General features: G+C 38.4%; 15 protein-coding genes and 1 pseudogene. 2 read left to right on the top strand and 14 right to left on the bottom strand.

From position 1 onward, the window contains the following. Positions 1 to 430: 430 nt before the first annotated feature. The 5 genes from H5968_RS25945 to H5968_RS06340 all read right to left on the bottom strand — a co-directional run bounded on the left by H5968_RS25945 (position 431) and on the right by H5968_RS06340 (position 6,563). Positions 431 to 2,320, bottom strand: coding sequence for a calcium-binding protein (locus H5968_RS25945; protein ID WP_187039247.1), 1,890 nt, complete (start codon positions 2,318 to 2,320; stop codon positions 431 to 433). Between the two features lie 1,138 nt (positions 2,321 to 3,458). Beyond that, positions 3,459 to 4,229 carry a COP23 domain-containing protein gene (locus H5968_RS06355; RefSeq protein WP_187039246.1) on the bottom strand — a complete coding sequence of 257 codons (771 nt, stop codon included), beginning with the start codon at positions 4,227 to 4,229 and terminating at the stop codon, positions 3,459 to 3,461. Between the two features lie 122 nt (positions 4,230 to 4,351). Continuing rightward, entirely contained in the window at positions 4,352 to 4,735 is a 384-nt protein-coding gene (locus tag H5968_RS06350; protein ID WP_096569859.1) for a DUF4346 domain-containing protein, read from the bottom strand. A 75-nt stretch (positions 4,736 to 4,810) separates the two neighbouring features. After that, positions 4,811 to 5,992, bottom strand: coding sequence for a GNAT family N-acetyltransferase (locus tag H5968_RS06345; RefSeq protein WP_187039245.1), 1,182 nt, complete (start codon positions 5,990 to 5,992; stop codon positions 4,811 to 4,813). 244 nt (positions 5,993 to 6,236) lie between these two features. Beyond that, positions 6,237 to 6,563, bottom strand: a complete 327-nt coding sequence (locus tag H5968_RS06340; protein ID WP_187039244.1) for a dihydrofolate reductase family protein — start codon at positions 6,561 to 6,563, stop codon at positions 6,237 to 6,239. 42 nt (positions 6,564 to 6,605) lie between these two features. Between H5968_RS06340 and H5968_RS06335 the strand changes: the two genes are divergently transcribed. Together H5968_RS06335 and H5968_RS06330 are read left to right on the top strand one after the other, a co-directional pair. Beyond that, on the top strand, positions 6,606 to 8,537 hold the full coding sequence (locus H5968_RS06335) for an ATP-binding protein (protein ID WP_187039243.1): 1,932 nt from the start codon (positions 6,606 to 6,608) through the stop codon (positions 8,535 to 8,537). A gap of 787 nt (positions 8,538 to 9,324) precedes the next feature. Next, positions 9,325 to 12,486, top strand: a complete 3,162-nt coding sequence (locus H5968_RS06330) for a substrate-binding domain-containing protein (protein WP_255427063.1) — start codon at positions 9,325 to 9,327, stop codon at positions 12,484 to 12,486. 68 nt (positions 12,487 to 12,554) lie between these two features. Here the strand turns inward: H5968_RS06330 and H5968_RS06325 are convergent, their stop codons facing one another. The 9 genes and pseudogenes from H5968_RS06325 to H5968_RS06285 form a co-directional block, all read right to left on the bottom strand. Next, positions 12,555 to 13,190 carry an NTP transferase domain-containing protein gene (locus H5968_RS06325; protein WP_187039242.1) on the bottom strand — a complete coding sequence of 212 codons (636 nt, stop codon included), beginning with the start codon at positions 13,188 to 13,190 and terminating at the stop codon, positions 12,555 to 12,557. Between the two features lie 43 nt (positions 13,191 to 13,233). Next, positions 13,234 to 14,388 (bottom strand): XdhC family protein, encoded by a 1,155-nt coding sequence (locus H5968_RS06320; protein ID WP_187039241.1) that lies wholly within the window; start codon positions 14,386 to 14,388, stop codon positions 13,234 to 13,236. 375 nt (positions 14,389 to 14,763) lie between these two features. After that, a complete protein-coding gene (locus tag H5968_RS06315; protein WP_187039240.1) occupies positions 14,764 to 15,237 on the bottom strand; it encodes a DUF29 domain-containing protein in 474 nt (157 codons plus the stop codon). A 121-nt stretch (positions 15,238 to 15,358) separates the two neighbouring features. Continuing rightward, a pseudogene (locus H5968_RS06310) lies at positions 15,359 to 15,496 on the bottom strand (formylglycine-generating enzyme family protein); the annotation flags it as partial. Positions 15,497 to 15,812: 316 nt separating this feature from the next. Then, positions 15,813 to 17,942 carry a xanthine dehydrogenase family protein molybdopterin-binding subunit gene (locus H5968_RS06305; RefSeq protein WP_187039239.1) on the bottom strand — a complete coding sequence of 710 codons (2,130 nt, stop codon included), beginning with the start codon at positions 17,940 to 17,942 and terminating at the stop codon, positions 15,813 to 15,815. A gap of 2 nt (positions 17,943 to 17,944) precedes the next feature. Then, complete coding sequence (locus H5968_RS06300) at positions 17,945 to 18,937, bottom strand: xanthine dehydrogenase family protein subunit M (protein ID WP_187039238.1); 993 nt, start codon at positions 18,935 to 18,937, stop codon at positions 17,945 to 17,947. Beyond that, complete coding sequence (locus H5968_RS06295) at positions 18,934 to 19,653, bottom strand: 2Fe-2S iron-sulfur cluster-binding protein (protein ID WP_187039237.1); 720 nt, start codon at positions 19,651 to 19,653, stop codon at positions 18,934 to 18,936. Before H5968_RS06295 ends, H5968_RS06300 begins: the two co-directional genes overlap by 4 nt. An 86-nt stretch (positions 19,654 to 19,739) precedes the next feature. After that, the gene (gene map / locus H5968_RS06290) at positions 19,740 to 20,504 is read right to left on the bottom strand and encodes a type I methionyl aminopeptidase (RefSeq protein ID WP_187039236.1); all 765 of its coding nucleotides are present in this window, start codon (positions 20,502 to 20,504) and stop codon (positions 19,740 to 19,742) included. Positions 20,505 to 20,508: 4 nt separating this feature from the next. Beyond that, a complete protein-coding gene (locus H5968_RS06285) occupies positions 20,509 to 21,510 on the bottom strand; it encodes a Gfo/Idh/MocA family protein (RefSeq protein WP_187039235.1) in 1,002 nt (333 codons plus the stop codon). Positions 21,511 to 21,641: the final 131 nt, after the last annotated feature.

Raw genomic sequence — 21,641 nt, 5'->3', positions numbered from 1 at the left:
ACTTATAAATTTTACCTGATTATGGAAAAAATAAATTGTCAATCCCAGTTTCAGGAACAGTTGTAGTAATTAGGGCTGGCCGAGACAAATCTACTCAGCCAACCCTAATTAAACCTATAATCCAAAAACAGAACTTTTAACCGTGATCTTGAGAAAGATCCTAACCTATCATCAAAATATACCCTGAATAGCATCAAGTCCTGGTAATTACTTAGAATATAACGGATTGGTGAATAATTGTTTTAATTGTTGTTTCCAACTACCAATAACCAACAGGACTTACGCAAAAGGAAACGAAAGTAGGGGTAATTCATGAATTACCCCTACGCAAGAATAAGGTTTTTAGTCATATCTTGCGTAAGTCCTAACCAATTACCAACCTCAACAGATATTAAGTATTGAACCGGACATGATATAACTAGGGATTTTACTAAATCACAAAGATATCAGAGTGACTCAAACTAGCAGAATTACTCAGAGTGGCGATCTTTACACTAGCTCCAGCACCATCACCATCAGCGTCAAAGAATAAATCACCATTGGTAGTGTTGAAAATAAATCTATGGGTGCTGCTAGTAGCTGAAGTCACACCTGCGCCAAAAGTAAAAGCTTCTGCGCTTAATTGACCGATTGCTAAACCAGTAAAACCACTACTATCTATTTGAATTTTATCTGTTGCAGATTCAAAATCGGTAATTGTATCAATTCCTCCATCTAAACTAGTGAAACGGAAAGCGTCCATACCAACGCCACCTGTGAGAGTGTCATTACCCTCACCACCTATGAGAGTGTCATTACCACCTTGTCCAGACAGATTATCGTTACCACTGTCACCATCTAAGACATTATTATCATCATTACCCAACAGCACATTATTCAGGTCGTTACCTGTAACGTTGATATTCACAAAGATATCAGAGTGACTCAAACTAGCAGAATTACTCAGAGTTGCGATCTTCACACTAGCTCCAGCACCATCACCATCGGCATCAAAGAATAAATCACCATTGGTAGTGTTGAAAATAAATCTATGGGTGCTGCTAGTAGCTGAAGTCACACCTGCGCCAGAAGTAAAAGCTTCGGCGCTTAATTGACCAATTGCTAAACCAGTAAAACCATTGCTATCTATTTGAATTTGATCTGTTCCAGATTCAAAATCGGTAATTGTATCAATTCCTCCATCTAAACTAGTGAAACGGAAAGCGTCCATACCAACGCCACCTGTGAGAGTGTCATTACCCTCACCACCTATGAGAGTGTCATTACCTCCCTGTCCAGACAGATTATCGTTACCTCTGCCACCATCTAGGAAATTATTACCATCATTACCCAACATGGCATTATTCAGGTCGTTACCTGCACCGTTGATATTGTTCTCACCTATCAAAGACAGACGTTCTAAATGATCTCCCAGGTGATAACTGATAAATGATATGACTGTATCTATGCCTTCATTAGCATTTTCAATGACTACGTCCCCTAATTCATCAACAACATAGATATCGTTACCAACTCCACCGATGAGACTATCAGCACCTGTACCACCTATGAGAGTGTCATTACCCTCACCACCTATGAGAGTGTCATTACCTGCTTGTCCATAGATAGTATCATCACCAAGTCCACCATCTAGGACATTATTAACATCATTCCCAAAGAGTGTATTATTTAGGTTATTACCTGTTCCGTTGAGATTGTTCTGACCTGTTAAAATGAGGGTTTCTAAATTATCTCCCAGGGTATAACTGATAGATGATATGACTGCATCTATGCCTTCATTAGCATTTTCAATGACTACGTCCCCTAAGCCATCAACAACATAAGTATCGTTACCATTTCCACCGATGAGACTATCAACACCTATACCACCATCGAGGTAGTCATTACCCTCACCACCTATGAGAGTGTCATTACCTCCCTGTCCGTACAGACTATCGTTACCCAGTCCACCATCTAAGACATTATTAGCATCATTACCCAAGAATGCATTATTCAGTTCGTTACCTGTAGCGTTGATATTTTCGTTACCTATTAAAGCAAGGTTTTCTAAATTATTTCCCAGGGTATAACTGATAAATGAGACGACTGTATCTGTGCCTTCATTAGCATTTTCAATGACTTGATCCCCTGAGTTATCAACAACATAGGTATCGTTACCATTTCCACCGATGAGAATATCAGCACCTGTACCACCTATGAGAGTGTCATTACCTTCTTGTCCGTACAGAGTATCATCGCCTCTTTGTCCGTAGATAGTATCGTTACCACCGCCACCATATAGGACATTATTGGCATCATCCCCAAAGATTTTATCTGACATTGTCTATACCTTAATAAAATGGTAAAGTGAAATTGAAACAAATTCAAATTGCAGTATTTGTCCAGCCCATTGTCATTGTGGTTAAATCCTTTGACTGTGAGCTTTTGACAAATATTGCTTTCCTGTTTCTAGTTCCTTCATTTAATCTAAAAACTTTTTATGGACAATAACTAAAATGAACCTTTTACAAGAATTTCATATTTTTCTTATCCATTTTTTATATAGTTTTTTTGAATTTTAAGCTAGTCCAAATAATAGATGCCAATAATGTAAACAAGGATTTATTGATGTTGATTAAAAATCCTTGTAAACTGTTATATTAGTTGCAAATTATCAATTTATACAGCAATTATCATAGTGAGAAGTTACAAAATTACAGGTTTTAAGGAACTATTAACGGCAAATAGGGAAAATAAAATAAAGAATCAAGCTATACTGATTTATTCTGCCAAATCAAATATGATTGTTATATATAGCAATCAATCCTATATGAACATTGAGAGTTAATAAAGCCTCAAATCCTTATAAAGCAAGGATTTTTACTACATATTTTCTCAAAAATGGGGTAGGATTACCATAGCAGAATTGAGGACTAAAACTCTATTTTACTAAGACTTGTATCATAAATTGATGTGATCATCCTGCCTACGACTATATATAATAAATTGAGATATTTTGTTTATATAACTAAATTATATTCACGTTTATTTTACAAAGGAAGGTAGGAAGCGAAAATCCATTTTTTTAAACGTTATTGTATACACACCATCAAAAAAAATAGCAGTAACATTTGAAGTCATAATCACCATTTTTAGGCTCAAAAAGTGCATACTTTTAAAGTATAGTAATTTAAGTTTCTCGGTGTCTAAATTTGCAAAATTTTATGATTTTTGCATATTTAAGTGTCACTTAATAAACCTCTGGAGAAAATGAATTTAGGGACAATTCATGAATTGTCCCTAGAACGGGTTTCAAATAATGCACATTGAATTACCAACAGATGTATATAGCGTTTCCCAGTCTCATGAGGTACACCCTAATTTATTTACTGTTCCCAATTCCCAATTCCCAATTCCCAATTCCCTAAGATCAAAAACTCTGTACCTCACTAGCTTGGTAAATGCTATAATGATATTGATCAACGGAATAAACGAGGATTTAAGATGGTCTGTTTTTGTGGTTGAGACGGACTACCAATTGATACTCCATTTCGTAATTGTGTAGCTGTACCACCATCTTCAGGAGCTAAAAAAGGTTTTAAATTAATGCCATTGTTTGAAGAATTAACAGTATTTTTATCTCCTAAAAGTCTACGTCCTAAATTGTACAGTTCGTTGACTCCTCCTGGATGACGATTAGTGTAGGTGTTAACGGCTATAGTTTGCTGTCCGTTGTCTGCGGTAGTTAAGTTGCTGAAGATACTACTGCGGATAGCGTAGGGGTCTTTATTTCGTGGTACTGTCAGAACAATGCGACAACCGGGGTTAGCTTCGGTGGTGACACAAATAATATTTTCGTTATTTTCTCTGGCTATTTGCAGTTCTTGCAGTCCATCTGGACGGTATAATTCTAAGCGTTGGGCGATCGCCTGACAACGATTTTGCGGACTCCAACCACCTCCTAATGCTTGAGGTGCTGCCCAAGCAAAAAATTGACCGGGTTGGCTTTGGGGTTGATACATTACCGTATATCTACCATTGTAAGATTGACAGCTAAATCTGGTGCTAGTATCCACGGGGGTGGAAGTGGGTATATTGGTGGATGAACCTGATGGTACTGTTGTTGTTGAGCCTGATGGTACAGTGGGAACAACAACACTATCAGTTTGAGCAAAAGCCACGGAGTTACCGATCAATAAGGATAAACTCAAACCACTGAAAAATAAATACCGCAACGGTTGTGATGACATAACTTTACCTCTACAAATACTGATATTTTCCTTGACGCAGAATTTGATGTTTAGTTCATCTGAGGGCTTAATTTTTTGATCAGTGATCAGAATAACTGATCACTGATAACTAATAACTGTCCTTAATCTTGCACGTATTCCTGACCTGTCACTAAAGCAACTTCAGCGCGAACAAATTCCCTTCCCAAATAAGCAGCATGGTCAAAGAAAGTCACAGGACAGGGTTGAGTTTCTTCAAAAATTTTCACACACAATTCTTTGGCAGTGCGGCCGCTAAATACGGTTGTGTGAGTTCTTTCTACCTTACCCCGTGCCGGAATCACCTTACCAGTTTCTGGATCTACAGCCAAACCACGTTCATCAATTATATTTGTAAAATGTTTGGCATAAATTAACCGTTCATTGCGGTCAATGTAAATAATGAAATAGCCACTGGGATCAAGATCAATATGACGTTGGGAAAGTTTATCATCAATTGCCGTTAAATCATCAAGTATTAAATCCATAGTCATGCTAAAAAAAGAAATTATTTCCAGAGTTTTTTACATTACAATTCCAGTGTAATTCTTTAACCAGATTTTTTAACGATTATTTTGACTAAAAGGTAACTCTGCATTGATCGCCTTCATTTCCTCCTCTTCCATTTGATTCACTTCTAGAATATAAGGACGTAAGATTTGTCCTAAACGATTATTATAAAATCGGTGTAGACTGTGATTAGGTTTAGCTGGAAAACCGCGCCGTTTCTTATGTCTTCCCCCTGCACCGGGATCAAAAGTTTGGATACCGTGAGCGATCGCCCACTCAATCGGTGCATAATAACAAGCATCAAAATGTAAGCAATCTATTTCTTGAAAACTGCCCCAATAGCGACCATATAGTTTATCATCCTTAAATAAACAAAATGACATCCCCACAGGTTGACGCTGGTTTTCATCATTATAAGCAGCGAAAAATACCACCCGATGACGATAATTATGATATAAACTTTCAAAAAATCCCTTGGTCAGATACTTACTACCCCACCAACCAAACTTATCACAGGTATCCGCATAAAATTCATACATTAACGGAAACAGCGACTTAGGAATTTCTTCACCAGTGACAGCTTGCAGTCGTAAACCAGCCTTTTCTACCGCCTTGCGTTCTCTTTTAATATTCCGCCTTTGGTTAGCATTGAATACTTTTAAATAATCATCAAAACCTTGAAAATCAGCATTTTCCCAAATATAGCTATGGTGTAACCAAGCCGTGAAACCTTGTTTTTCCAACACAGGCCGCCATTGGGGATCAACATACAGAAAATGACAGCCAGAAATATTATTTTGGATGCAAAAAGCATCAATTTCGTGTACCATCATTGCCGTAATTTCTGCTTCATTTTCACCAGGAGAAATTAAAAAGCGATAGCCTTCAGCCGGGGTAAATGGCGACATTCCCAACATTTTGGGGTAATACTCTACACCAATACGATAAGCTAAATCAGCCCATTGATGATCAAAAACAAATTCCCCTTGACTATGCCCTTTAAGATAAAGTGGAGCAGCAGCAATTAATGTTCTATCTCGCCATAAAGTCAGGTGATTTGGCAACCAACCAGCGTTAGCTGTAGCACTATGGGAGGTTTCCATATTATTCAACCAATCCCATTCTAAAAACGGAGTTTTTAGTGGCATAGCCAAAGCATCCCAGGCTGTTTGAGGAACTTCGGCAATTTTATTGGTCCAAACTACAGAATAGTTAGATTTGAGTGGTTTTACCATCGTGTGGTTGTGAATATCTATTTTGATTACAGCAGGAAGCAGGAGTTATTTATTTTGGATTTTGGATTTTGGATTTTGGATTTTGGATTTTGGATTGTTTTTGTTAAATCCAATCTAAAATCTAAAATCTAAAATTTTCTTCCCCAGTCCCCAGTCCCCAATCCCCAGTCACCAGTTCCCTGTTCCCTCTCCTAACTATAAAATGTATTTTGTATAACTTACTTAATCGTCCTTATAATCCTTGCTAAAAATTCGCCCCTGCGGTAGTTGTCAGTAACCAGGGTTGAACTGGTTGTGGAAAGAATTTAATATCCGGATTCAGGTTTCCAGAACTTGAAAGCACTAAATGAATGGGCTGGAGAGATTTATTTTCTGTTTTTCTTTGTTGCAGCAGTGTTGGATGCGAGACAGTAAGTGTTGTATCGTAGGCACAAAGAGTACCCCCACCAAATAAAATGGCATCAGAGACGGCAATTTGTTTTTCCTGGTGTGCCTGATCATGACTTCTACCTTCTGTTCCATGCCTCCTATCTTCGTTCAAAAATGTCTCATTTATCCCATCTAATGACATATTGTTATTCTTGTGGTTTGCAGATACGGAGTGAGACAAGCGATGGCTAAGTACCGTCAATCCTCCTTTAGAAGAATTTTAGTAACCAGGATATTGCTGGTATTTGTCCCAGTTTTATTAATTGGGGAAATGGCAGCACTCAATAAGGCACGTTCCAGCCTTTTGAACACTGCACGGCAAAACTTAACAGACAGTGCTATTAATAAAGGTGAAAAAATAACTGATGCGATCGCCACATTAAAGACAAATTTACTCAGTGCTAGTCAGACAAAAGTAATTCAGTCAGGTTCAGCTACTCAAGCTGAAAAATTCATCACCAAATTAGCCCAGCAATTACCGAATAAAATTGATTGTATTCAACTCAAACATCTGCAAAAAAACGCTCGCAAAAATCAAATTATTGCTAGTAGCTGTGGTGATCAGACCATTATTGAACAGCCATTGTCATTTACAAATGATGAAATCCAAATTACATTAATTGCCCCACCAAAACCAGGAACAACTGGCAAACGTGAGCCAGAAAATCAATTACAATTGCTTTTATCAGCCCCAGTTTATAACCAACGAGGAAATTTAGCTTACGCCTTAATTATAAAAACTACATTGCACCGACAAATTGAAAATAAGCAAGGTTCTTTAATCGGTTCTTTGGTAGTCATTGCTGAAGATGGGAATATTTTGGCACATCCATCACCGGAAACAATAGGAACTAATATTAAAAAATACTCAGATTCTCAACAAATACAAAGTGTAATTAAAAATGCCATTAAGGGAAATAATGATTCCCTAAATTTTAATTTTAGCGACGGTAATGAATCAGTTGCAGGGTATACAGCAATTCCTAATCCCATTACACAACAGCAACAACAAAAATGGATTATTTTAGCTGTCGTTAGTGTTCAAGATGCACTGCTAGGTTTAGATGAAATCAAACTTATTCTTATTGTCTTAACAGTTGGTTTAATAGGTGCGAGTTTGTTAGCATCTTTCTATTTAGTACCCTATTTAGCAGGTCCTGTGGAAGAACTCAGAGACTACGCTTTAAATATTCATAGTCACCATGCCGTACAACCCATACCCCGTAACTTTAAAATCAAGGAATTTAATCAACTTGCTCAAGCATTAGATCAAATGTTAGAACGACTCAAAGCATGGGCAGAAGAATTAGAAATAGCTTGGAAAGAAGCCAAATCAGCTAATGTTGTTAAAAGTCAGTTTTTAGCCACAACTTCCCATGAATTGCGGAATCCATTGAATATTATTATTAACTGTGTGCGTTTAGTGAGAGATGGTTTATGTGATGATCGAGAAGAAGAATTAGAATTTCTCAAGCGAGCCGATGATACAGCTATTCATTTATTAGGTATTATTAATGATTTACTCGATATTTCTAAAATTGAAGCTGGCAAACTATCGGTAGTAATTGCTCCTTTAGAATTGCGTCAATTATTATTAGAACTTATTAATTTACAATCAGTGAATATCCAACAAAAGGGACTGCAATTAAAATGTGATATAGGTAATGAAATCATTCCTGTTAAGGCAGATGAGGTTAAACTCAAACAAGTGCTAATTAATATTATTGGTAATGCGACAAAATTCACCGATAAAGGTAGCATTATTATCAGTACCAAGATTCAGCAGCAAGGTGGTAAATCTCATGTTATTGTTGCGGTTCAAGATACAGGTATAGGTATTGATCCAGACCAACAAAATAAATTATTTCGTCCCTTTGTCATGGTGGATGGAACAACTACACGCAAGTTTGAAGGTACTGGACTAGGATTAGCAATTTCCCGCAACTTAATCGAACTGATGGGGGGAAAAATTACCCTTGAGAGTTTGGGTTTGCACCAGGGTACAACTGTGAAAATTATCTTACCTTTGATTGACACATCTTTATTATCTGCCTCTGAGAAAACAGAGGAGAAAAAAGAAACTAAGAAAATGGACAAATTTCTGCAAACAAAATAAATCTAGGAAAGCATATAGTAGCAAGTTAACGAAGGCAAGAGGCTGGAGTAAAACCCTGCTGCGCTGACAATAGATGTCCTAAGATGTCCTAACTAGGGTTTGCTGAAAAAGTCTTGTCGTGGAGACACGGAACAGGGAACAGTTTCAAGAGTTGGATAGGAACGATTTTTTCTTTAAGTAGGGCTTGCTGAATAAACCCAAAATACTCGTAAATCAAAGGTTTGAGGCTGATCAGGAGGAAAGAAAGTGCAAGATTTTTGAAGGGTATACCTTAAAAACTGTGCATTTTGGGTCTCATAAATTAGAAAATCTGGGGATAACAGATAGCTAAAACTATTCCCTATTCCCTATTCCCTGCCTCAACGAAGGGACTTTTTCAGCAAACCCTAAGTAGGAATTAAGTGCAAGGTTTTTCAGTTGCCACCTCATAAAAGCTTGCACTTTTTTAACTTCCAGCAGGCTAAGACCCTTTACCTATAATCTTTTCATGTTTATTCAGCAAAACCTAACTACTCTGTATACAGCTATAGTAGGGGTTTAGCAATGCTAAACCCCTTGCCATGAAAGCCTGAGTGATTTTGGATTTAAGCTGTGATGGGCAATATTTCCCAAAATCAACAATAATAAAAAATACTGTTATATCAACCCAGTCACACAGCAGTATAGAATTTTTTAGGTAACTGAAGTTACTGGGGATAAGGATGTATAATTAGCCCGTCTCCTCTACAAAAACAGTATTTTGATAGCTGGACTGCTTGATTATTTATTTTACCTTGATAAAGTGTGTATGTGGAAACAAGAGAAAAACGATAGTATAGTCCTTCATCTTGCCTTATCACTAGCCTTAGCTACCACCCCACTGGCAGCAAATGTTTTGGGATCATTGCCTGTACTAGCAGAATCAACAACTGATGTTTCTACTTTCCCATTACCGCAAACAGTAGAAAATGGAACCAGGGTGCGGATTGATGGCTCAATGAGTTTGGTAATGATCAACCAAAGCCTGAAAGATAGTTTTGAGAAACAGTTTTCTGGTACAGAGGTAGAAATTAGAGTTAATGGTACTGATGCGGCACTCAAAGCGTTGCTAGATGGTGAAATTGATATAGCAGCGATCGCTCGTGGACTAACCCCAGCAGAAAAAGCTCAAGGTTTAGAACAAATTCGCTTATACAGAGAAAAAATTGCCATTATTGTTGGTGCAAACAATCCTTTCCAGGGTGGTTTGACTATTGAACAATTTGCCAAGATTTTTCGGGGTGAAATTACTGATTGGTCAGAACTTGGAGGCGCACCTGGTAAAATTCGCTTGATTGATCGCCCCCTAAATGGCGATATTCGTAATTCTTTTCGCAATTATCCAGTCTTTAAATCTGCTGAATTTGGGACTGGTGCTAACGCTACACAAATAGCTGAGGATAAAACTGCCCTGATTGTCAAAGAATTAGGCACTGATGGTATTAGTTATGCGAGAGCTAATCAGGTATCAAAATTACCAGATGTGCGAACTCTCAAAATCCAAGGATTTACAGCGAATGAATCTCAATATCCCTTTTCCCAGCCTTTGGTTTATGTTTACAAGCAAAATCCTAGCCCGACAGTAGCTAGTTTTTTGGGTTTTACTACCGCATCTGTAGGAAAGAAAGCGATCGCAACAGCTAGAGATGCAGAAGCATCTGCGATCGCTGCCAGTGCATTACAAAGTTTTACTTTAGAAACTGCAACCAATTCCACACCAGTGGCTCAATCTGTAGATACTGTAGATACTACTGTATCCTTTGAAAATCCCAATGTAGTCAATTCTTTACAAACAGAATCTTTACCTACTACAAATAATTCCGGTAATCAGCAGTTTGTCAATCCTTTGGCAAATAGAAATGCAGAATTTTTGATTGTCTTTTCTTTATTGCCCATTGTTGGTTTAGGAGGCTTTGTTGCTTGGTGGTTAAAGAGAAAACAACAATCAGCAGAGAAAAAAATATCTTTATTAGAAACATCAAATGGTGGTGCATCAATTACCGAAACCATACTCACAATACCTGACGAATACAGCACTACTTCCCCTATTAACCACAACACGCTCACTAACGGTACATCACAATCTCATCAAAACACAAACTCAATCATCTCCAATTCAGAAAACAATTCCACTGTCACTGAATCAGAAACCTTAACTGGTACTTTAAACATAGTAACGGCAAAATCCACAAACACAAGAACAAAGGTAACAAACCCTTTTACAGATAAAACAATTGCTCTAGATTGTGGCGAAGTGGTATGGGATACAGAAGCACCAGTAGCTGTTGTGAATACTCCCTATCGAGCAGTTACAAATATTCCAGCAGTATCATTGAATAATTTAGAATTTTCAACAGATGAGTTAAGCAGTTCTCTATTAGAATTACTAGAAGAACCAGCCGCATCATCTGCTAAAGAAGCCAGCGTTTCCCTGACAGAAGCACTCGGTGTTACCGCAAATTCACCTGTGGAAAATTCCACTATTTCCCTATCAGAATTATTAGATGATATCACAGAATCATCTGCTAAAGAAGCCAGCGTTTCCCTGACAGAAGCACTCGGTATTACCGCAAATTCACCTGTGGAAAATTCCACTATTTCCCTATCAGAATTATTAGATGATATCACAGAATCATCTGCTAAAGAAGCCAGCGTTTCCCTGACAGAAGCACTCGGTATTACCGCAAATTCACCTGTGGAAAATTCCACTATTTCCCTATCAGAATTATTAGATGATATCACAGAATCATCTGCTAAAGAAGCCAGCGTTTCCCTGACAGAAGCACTCGGTATTACCGCAAATTCACCTGTGGAAAATTCCACCATTTCCCTATCAGAATTATTAGATGATATCACAGAATCATCTGCTAAAGAAGCCAGCGTTTCTCTGACAGAAGCACTCGGTATTACCGCAAATTCAGAGGATGCTGATTCTCACACTTCCCTATGGGAATTACTCGGTGTTACCGCAAATTCAGAGGATGCTGATTCTCACACTTCCCTATGGGAATTGTCGCCTGTTTCGACAACAAATTCTGATCCAGAATCTAGAACTTCTCTAACTTCTCTATCAGAATTATTAGGCTTAAAACCAGAAGCCGAAGGTTCAGATTTAGGTCCAATAACAGATGAAATCAAAAAATCACTATCTGATTTATCAAATGAGTTAGAAGAAGTATTTAATACCTTTGAAAATCCAGCTGAAATCAAGGCTGATTTAGCCGCAGAAACTATTAATCATCAAGTCTGGGAAATAGACGCAGATACAGAAAACATAGCTAGTGCTGATAATATTCTTGAAGATTACTTATCCGATTCAAAGGCGCAAACTCACACCACAGAAATTGTTAGTTGGTCAGATATAAGTGGAGACAGTAGCATTGTTTTCACACCTCGCACTCCCCAATGGGCTTATGTTTCTTGGTATGTTGCGGAAACTCAGAAACAAGCAGCACAAAAAATAGGCGGTACTATTTTGGCAGTGCGACTTTATGATGCGACTGATATTGATCTCAGTTATCAATTTCCTCAACTGGTCCAGCAGTATGAATGTGAGGAAGTAATATGTGATTGTTATGTAGCTATTCCCACAAGCAATCGTGACTATATGACTGAAATTGGTTATGTTACCAATAATAATGATTGGTTGTGTATAGCTCGTTCTGGTAAAATTCGTATTTTCAGTCGTCCTGGTAAAGACTTTTGGTTTGTAGCAGATACGGAATTAGTTATTCATGGTTCAACAGAACCAGGTGCAACTGTGACTATTGATGGTCATAAAATTCAACTCCACTCTGATGGTACTTTCCATTTGCGTGTTCCATTTTCAGATAAATTATTTAATTATCTGATGAAAGCTACTGCTACTGATGGAGAACAAAGTATTACTATCCTCAAGAAATTTTTCCAAGAAAGTTCAGAGTCATCCTGAACCCAGGATAGCGGAGTGAAGCATTTCAGTATGTCTTACTGACTGCTGAATGCTGACCATTTCCCAATTCAATTTTCCAGAAGTTTTTGATAATCTTGTGGTGTATCAATATCAATTGCACCTAAAGGAAAGCGAATACTAAAAACATCATTTTTATAGATTTTAATGAGTTTTCTTGCGCCCATATCCTGCGTTAAATTGGTTAATTCTGAAAAGTATTTTCTACTAAATAAAACAGGTACTCCTAATGTATCTGCATATTCACAAGCAATAATTTGTTTATTTGTAGAATGATATGATTCCACTAAATTATTAATGATTTCCGCATTTAAAAAAGGTTGATCACAAACAGTAATTACTACTGCTTCTATGGTAGGATAATTATCTACAAGTGCAGTCATTCCCCAACAAATAGAAGCACTCATTCCTAACTGCCAATCTGGATTTTCAACTATTATAAGATTAGGTTGTTGAATTTGCTCCAGTTGAGAAAGTATACTTTCTGAATTTGCTCCTAATACTAACATTACAGGATGACAAATAGAAGCGATCGCCTGTTTTATAGTTTTGTTAACTAAACTTTCTCCTTGATAGGATAACAATTGTTTTGGTGAACCCATACGAGTTGATGCACCAGCAGCTAAAATAATAATACCAACGTTTGGTAATTGGTAATTGGTAATTGGTAATTGGTAATTGCTCATATTTATTTATAACTTCTAATTTCTATATTTTCTCAAATCTGAATTAATTATTAATCTCTATTTCCTTAATTTCATTTCTTTGATTTATTGGTTTTGTCCGATGTTTCAAAAAACCACCAGTGCGATTTTTAAGTATAGTTTGAATTTCCGCAATAATAGATAAAGCTATAGTTTCTGGTGTATCTGCACCAATATCTAAACCTACAGGAGCATAAAATTTAGCTAATTTTTCAGTGTTAAATTCTCCCATCGCTTCCTGTACATCTGTCAGTAATTTAGCAATTCTCTGTTTTGAACCCAAACAACCTAAATATTTAATATTAACTGGTATTAAAAGTTTGAGAATTGCCAAATCATCAAAATAATTATGAGTCATTACCACAGCCAGAGAATTTTCATTCACAGATAATTGTTGATGTAAAATATCTCGACGAGTAAGAATAATTTCATCAGCCATAATAAAACGTTCTTTACTTAATTCTAAAGCACGACAATCAAAAATTGTCACTTTCCAACCTAACGCTTTAGCAAACTCTGCTAATGGAATCGCATCACGGCCAGCACCAAAAATCATTAAATTTGGTGGTGGTTGAATCAACTCAATAAAAACACTTACCTCACCTAAAGAAAGTTGATATTTATGAAAACTAGAGGATTGATTTTTTAATACTAATTCTGCATCTTTGATTAAAGCATTATTGATCACAAATTCAGAAATATTACTATTTACAAAACCATCAGAATTAAGTGTTAAACGCGCTCCCAAAGAAACATTAATATTACCAGAAACACTAAAAACAGAAGCAATAACACCTGGTTGTTGATCGGATAAACATTGATGAATAAAACCCAAAGGATTCAAAGGATCATCGTGATAAATACGCTCAATTAAAATATCTACCACACCATTACAACCTAAACCAAAACCCCAAATAATATCTTCCTCAGCATTGGTATCATAAGTAATGATCTTTGCTTTTTCATCTGTCGTCATTAAGCGGGTATGTTCAATGACATCATTTTCTAAACAACCACCGCTAATAGTTCCCACTATTTTACCTGATGATGTAATCAACATTCGCGCACCCGGTTGACGATAGGTAGAACCTTGAACATTGACAACAGTTGCCAGAAATAATTCTTCTTTATTATGTTGATTGTCTACAAATGATGTAATAATAGGATTTATCTCTTTCATATTGTTGGAGAATCTTGTGATGTTAACAAATATCATGAATATAAATTTAATATTTAGTATAACAGTTTAGTGCCAATTACTGAAGATTAAATACAATAGACTTCTCCAGAAAAGAAATTATGGAACTTATTTATGGGGGCAGGGCGAAGCATTTGGGATATCTAGAGATGTCTGATTTTTCTGTCAAATTATCACCCAAATGCTTCGCCCCTACAACATATTACAAATTACTAAATTCTATTTTGGAGAGGTCTAATGAATAATTCTCACAAACAAAACGTTATTATTATCGGTGGTGCTTCTGGGGGACTTTCATCACCCATAAATAACTCATCAATCACATCCTGAAAATCCTCAAATCCTGAAAATCCTGATTCAGACAATCACATCAGGAAAATAATCACTATTTAAAATTTCTTCAGGAGTAAAAGGACATTGTTCAGGAAAAGTTGCACTTGGTAAACCTGTTTTATTAATTGCTTGTCTTTTCGCTTTGAGATAAACAGCATCTAAACAACCCAAAAAATAATTATATAGTGTTTTTGAACGACAAGAAAATTCTAACTCATCTCGGAAATTAGCAATTTCATTTTTCCAACCGCGCTGACAAAATTCTCGTTCACTTTCCCAATAACAATACAGCAGAAGATGAATTAATAACTGCTTCAGGTAACTTTCTACTTTTCGTCTTTGTTCAATTCCCAATGCTTCTATCTCTTCTGCTAAATGTTGCCAATCTAAATTTTCAATATCTTGATTTTGTATTTGTTTGAGAGTGGTTTCTATCCACAAATAATAATCTTCTTCATACAGGTTAGGTTGAATAGTTAATAATGTCTTGTTTGTCATACCTGAACCCTAAAGCAATATACAGTAATTTTAACATTTTCTGTCTGAATCTCCAGATCCCCGACTTCTACCAATATTTTCTCATCAAATCATAAATTTACTACAGAAGTCGGGGATCTAAACCTTCTGGTGCATCGGCATAACGGTAGTTACCATTATAGTTTACCAAATCTGGGGTAATACTTGCACCAAAATAAAAAGGTGTAGTTGTTCCCGCCCTACAAGCATACTCCCATTGTGCCTTACTGGGCAACTTATAGTTTGAATCAGGATGTCCAGGATTTTAGGATCTAGAGGATGCGATCGCCAAATTCCCAGACTCACAGAAAAACTCTCTCAAACTCTCTTACCTTCGTGTTCTTCGTGTTCTTCGTGGTTCATTCTCTTGAAAAATCAAACTTGAGTTTTTCCCAACCCGTTATATATGGGCGCACTCTTTTCCACTCATAACATAATCCTACAACACCATAAAAATCTTGTCAAGACTCAACGACAACTTTATGAAAAACTCCCTTCCTCCTCCTCTGCGACTCTGCGCCTCTGCGTGAGAAAAAATATTTCCCACACAAACAGCACTAAATCAACTTATCCGGTGTAATTGGTAACTCCCGTAACCGCTTACCCGTAGCATGATAAACAGCATTACAAATAGCCGCAGAAACACCAGTAATACCAATTTCCCCCACACCACGCACCCCAGCCCGGTTAAAATTCAAATCAGGTTCACCCACAAAAGTTACATCAATTCTGGGAATATCTGCATGGGTAGGATAATGATAAGTAGCCAGATCATAAACCACCGGATAACCGATATTCGGATCAAACAAACACTCCTCCATCAAAGCATGACCAATACCCATAATCACACCCCCACGGATCTGAGAAGCGGCAGTTTTAGCATTCATCACCTGTCCGATATTCATCACCGACACCCAGCGCGTCACCTGTAAACGCCCGATCTCCTCATCCACACTCACCTCACAAAAATGAGCGCCCCAAGACTGAAAAGCCCATTTATTAGCCACTTCACTACCAGCAGAAGTACCCGTAGCTTCAAAAGCAGCCCGTTGAGACTGACGCAAACTTGCAAACGCATCCTGAGCATTTTTAGCTTGGGCAGTTTTCAGCACTTCCTCACAAGCAGTCATCACCGCCGGTATCAAATTTGCCGTCATTTGCGAACCACCAGCAATACCACCATTAGGAAACAACGAGTCACCTAATTCTACCTTAACTTTTTCCACCGGTAGCCCCAAAAACTCAGCCGCCGTACCCGCCACAATGGTATATGCACCAGTACCCATATCATTACCACTGGTGAGAACATGGGCAGTACCATCAGCTAAAAGCCGCACTTTTACCGTTGCTGTACTTTGTAAACCCGGAAAAGTTGCAGCAGCCATACCCCAACCTATCAATTTACCATCACGGTTGAGCGATCGCACCTTTTTAGGTCTATTTTGCCAACCAAACTTTTCTGCACCCACCCGCAGACATTGGGCAAAATGTTTAGCAGAGAAAGGTAAATTCTTACTTTGATGTTCCTTTGTTTCATTCCTTAACCGTAATTCTACTGGATCTATCCCCAATTCCCAAGCTAACTCATCCATAGCCGACTCTAAAGCATACATACCGGGGGTTTCTCCGGGCGCACGCATAAAAGTCGGTGTCCCCACATTTAACACTCCCAATAATTGCTGAGTTCGCAAATTTGGAGTAGCATACATCACAGGAGTGATATTTGTACAAGGTTCAGTAAAAACATCAACCACAGAAGTATAGGATTTGGCTGTATGTTCAATGCTCTGTAAACTCCCATCAGCATTAGCAGCTAAACTCACTGTTTGCTCGGTTTGCGAACGGTGTCCAGCATTTGCTGTCATTTGTCTTCGACTAAGAACCACTTTTAGCGGACGTTGTAATTTACGTGCTGCTGCTGCACAAACAATACCATGCGGCCAGGGAAAAGCTTTAGAACCAAAACCACCACCCAAAAAAGGCGTAATAATTCTTACCTGCTCTGGTGCTAGTCCGAACAGTTCTGAATAGGTGCGTTGACTACCCCCTACCCACTGGGTTGGTTCATAAATAGTCAGTGAACTGGAATTTTGCCACTGGGCGATAATGGCATGAGGTTCCATTGGTGCGTGCAGTTCCGTGGAAGTTTTGTAGGTGGCTGTAATTTTAGCTGCTGCACCTGTCATTGCGTCTGTAGAATTACCAGTAGCAAAGCTCCCTTTTTCCAATTTCATCTCTCCCCCAAACATGGAAGGAGCATTTTTCAAGGAGACTTTTTCCGGGTCTAAACTCGGTGTATCTTTGATATATTCAACTTTGACTAAATGGGCTGCGTCTCTAGCTCTTTCAAAGGTATCCGCTACTACCAAACCTATGATCTGTCCTGCGTAATGAATTTGCTCATCTGCTAAAGGTAGACGAGCTTCGTAAATTTTGGAGTTGATAAAATTGTTACTAGGTTGAGAAATTTGCGGGGCGTTTTTATGGGTAAAAACCGCTATCACACCTTTTGCTTTTGCTGCTGCTTGGGTATCAATATTTTTTATCCGTCCTTTAGCAATACTAGCAGTGACTAAATAACCATGCACTAAGTTGGGTATTTGATGTTCTGCGGCGTAGGTTGCAGCACCTGTTACCTTTGATAGTCCATCTTTGCGGTTAATGCCTGTTCCTATAACCTTATTCATAACTATACTATACCTCCACCTTGAGCCGAAACCATGAGGGCGCGACGAATTGCCCGTTTTGTCATGTTTATTTTGTAACCGTTGTGAGCTAAAGGTTTTGCTCCTTGTAAGGCGATATTTGCAGCTTGGGTAAATGTGGTAATATCCGCAGGTTTACCGATTAAAAACTTTTCTGCTTCGTTAGCACGCCAAGGTTTATGTGCGACTCCACCCATTGCTAAACGGACATCTTTTATTTTGTCACCCGCAACTTCTAAAGCTGCTGCCACTGATATTAAAGCAAAAGAGTAGGAAGTGCGATCGCGCAGTTTTAAATAAACTCCTGATTTAGCCCAGGATAAAGGCGGTAAAATAATGGCGGTGATTAATTCCCCCGCTTCTAAATTACTATCTTTTTGGGGTGTGTTTTCTGGTAAACGGTGAAAATTCACAAAAGGTATTTGTCGTTTACCTTTGGGTCCTTCAACTTCCACCACCGCATCTAAAGCAGCCAAAGCTACACACATATCTGAAGGATGCACAGCTACACATTCTTCACTTGCACCGAGAATAGCGTGCATCCGGTTTATCCCCGTTGCTGCTGGACAACCGCTTCCCGGTTTACGTTTATTACAAGCAAAAGCAGTATCGTAATAATAAGGACAGCGAGTTCTTTGTAAAATATTACCCCCCACAGTAGCCACGTTGCGGATTTGTTGTGATGCACCAGAAAGAATTGCTCTGGATAAAAAAGGATAATTGCTGCGAATTTCTGGATGATCAGCTAATGCTGTATTTGTTACCAAAGCTCCCACCCGCCAACCATTAGTCATCCTTTCTATACTTTGCATCTGCAAGCGAGAAATATCTATCAGTTGTGATGGTTCATCTAGAAAGGCTTTAAGTCGATCAACTACGTTTGTTCCCCCACCAATAAACAAGGAATTTTTATCACTTGTTGCTCGTTGAACAGCATCTTTTAGGGAGGTAGCGCGAGTATAGGTAAAGTTATTCATGATGCTTGCACCTCCTGAGATTCACTGATTATAATATAGGCGTTGGGAGAGGGGGGTTTTTGTCCTGTTACCTGTTGCACTGCGGCGACAATGCCGTTATAAGCACTACACCGACAAAGATTACCACTTAATCTTTCTTTGATTTCCGCTTCTGAAAGTTCTGCTAATTGCGGTGGTTTGTTTAAATCAGCCGTAACAGCACTTCCACAACCGCGTTTTACTTCTTCCACAAGAGCCACAGAGGCGCAAATTTGTCCGGGTGTGCAGTAACCACATTGAAAACTGTCATTTTCAATAAAAGCTGTTTGCATGGGATGGAGAGTATCACCCTTTGCTAGTCCTTCTATGGTGACTATTTCCTTTTCTTCCTGCATCACTGCCAAAGACAAACAAGAATAAACTCGTTGTCCATCTATAAGAACTGTACAAGCTCCACACTGTCCATGATCACAGCCTTTTTTACTACCTACCAATCCCATATTTTCCCGGAGAGCATCCAGGAGGGTAACACGGGGTTCAATGGTTAAAGATTCTGCCTTTCCATTGATTTTGAGTGTGATATTCATTTCACCTGTGCTTGCTTGGGTAGTCTCTTTAGCTACATTAGTCTGGTTGAGTATTGCAGGTGCAGCTATGACTGTACCAGCTGTTGTTAATGCCTTGCCCAAAAAACCACGACGGGAGGTTTTTCCAGGTTGATGCTGAGGTTTTTCCATGATTATAACGGTATGCAGTTGAATGAGATACAAAACTGTTCGTGAAATTCATACACTACGAGATTTTTAACTCTGTTCCCTGTTCCCTATTCTGGTAGAGTCAGTATTTCTACTCCATCTTCTGTTACAGCAATGGTATGCTCAAACTGTGCCGAAAGTTTGCGATCGCGTGTTACCGCAGTCCAACCATCAGCTAACATTTCCATTTCCTGAGTACCTTCATTGATCATCGGTTCAATGGTAAACACCATTCCCGGTCTTAACCGTTTACCTTTACCCCTTGTGCCAAAATGGGGAATATCCGGTGCTGTGTGGAAAATATTACTGATACCATGTCCCACAAACTCCCGCACTACAGAAAAACCCTCAGCTTCAGCATACTCTTGAATAGCCGCACCAATATCACCTATTTTCGCCCCTGGTTTTACTTCCGCAATACCCAAATAAAGACATTTTTCTGTTACTTCTACCAATTTCTGCGCTTTGGGTCTAGTATTACCAACGATAAATGTCTTAGATGTATCGCCATGATAACCATCAACGATAGGTGTCACATCAATATTAATAATGTCCCCTTCTTTGAGAATTTGTCTAGCATGGGGAATACCATGACAAATAACTTCATTTACACTGGTACAAATTGACTTAGGAAAACCTTTATAACCTAGAGGTGCGCTTTTAGCTCCCTGTGCTTGTGTCCATCTTTCTGCTTCATCATTGAGTTGCTGGGTACTTACCCCTGGTTTAACCATCGGTTCTAGATGCTGTAACAGTTTTGCAGCTAAACGTCCAGCCCGACGCATTTTTTCTATTTCTCTTTGGGATAAAATAACAATTTGTTCAGTTCTCATCTATCTAGTCTTTTGTTAGAAATATAGTTAAACCTGTTTGGGCGGCTTTACGAGTAGCATCTGCCACTTTTAAAGTATACAAACTTTGTTCTGGGGTGACATACAAAGGCTTACCATAAAAAAGATGGTCTAATGCCATTGTCGTATCTTTAGCAAATAATCCCCGACGAGTACCCATATCTATCAATGTTGTTTTTTCTGGCTGTACGAAAATTCCTGTGTTACCATCGAGGATTAAACCGCCTTTTTCACCGTGAATTTCAAACTTGCGTTCTGACAGCCAGATGGTTTCACCTTTACCATAAATCACTTGCGCTAACAAACCATTACTAAAGCACAACTGCGCTACACAGATACAGCTTTGATAGTAGTTGGTTTCTGTTTCCCAATATCGCTGATGACAGTTAACAGAGAACACCTCACCAAACAAGTCAGTTAGACGATGTAAGCGAGATAACGCCCCCATTAAAGGAAACCCAAATTGTTCATGGTTATAAGTCCACTTGCGGGGTGCAGGGTTTTCAGGTTTAACGGTACTTTGACGAACATAAAACAAAGAACCCACCTGCTCTAAATGTTGTTTTAAAGCTTGATGCCAACCGCCTAAAAGTTCAATGTGTTCAACGTGCAGCAGTTTATTTTTTGCTTTTGCTAAGGCGATCAGTGCTTCTGCTTCCTTGACATCGAGAGACAGAGGATACTCGACAATTACGTGTTTGCCTTTTGTCAGGGCAGCTTGAGTTATTTTACCATGATCCTGATTAATCGTGGAAATGACAACTAAATCTAAATCTTCCCTGTTGACTAACTCTTGCCAAGAATTTATCACTTCTGTTTGATATTCCTGAGCCAAAGCTGCTGTTTTTTCAAGAGTATGGCCAGCGATCGCTACTAACTGTGTCCGAGGATCTTGCTTTAATGCCTCAGCCCTCAATTTTGCTGCATACCCAGTCCCAACTAAACCCACACGCATAATTTTATTTAAAGGTGGCTCAAAATTATACATAAATTTTCATCTATTTAATTAATCATTAACATTGGTAATTGGTAATTGGTAATTGGTAATTGGTAAAAATAAAATTGATTACCCAGTCCCTAGTCCCTAGTCCCCAGTCCCCAGTCCCCAGTCCCCAGTCC

The organism is Sphaerospermopsis sp. LEGE 00249 (genome assembly GCF_014299995.1).
GTDB classification, from domain to species: Bacteria; Cyanobacteriota; Cyanobacteriia; order Cyanobacteriales; family Nostocaceae; genus Sphaerospermopsis; species Sphaerospermopsis kisseleviana.
The sequence above is the reverse complement of the archived record's forward strand: the minus strand, read 5'-3'. Positions and strand labels throughout refer to the sequence as shown.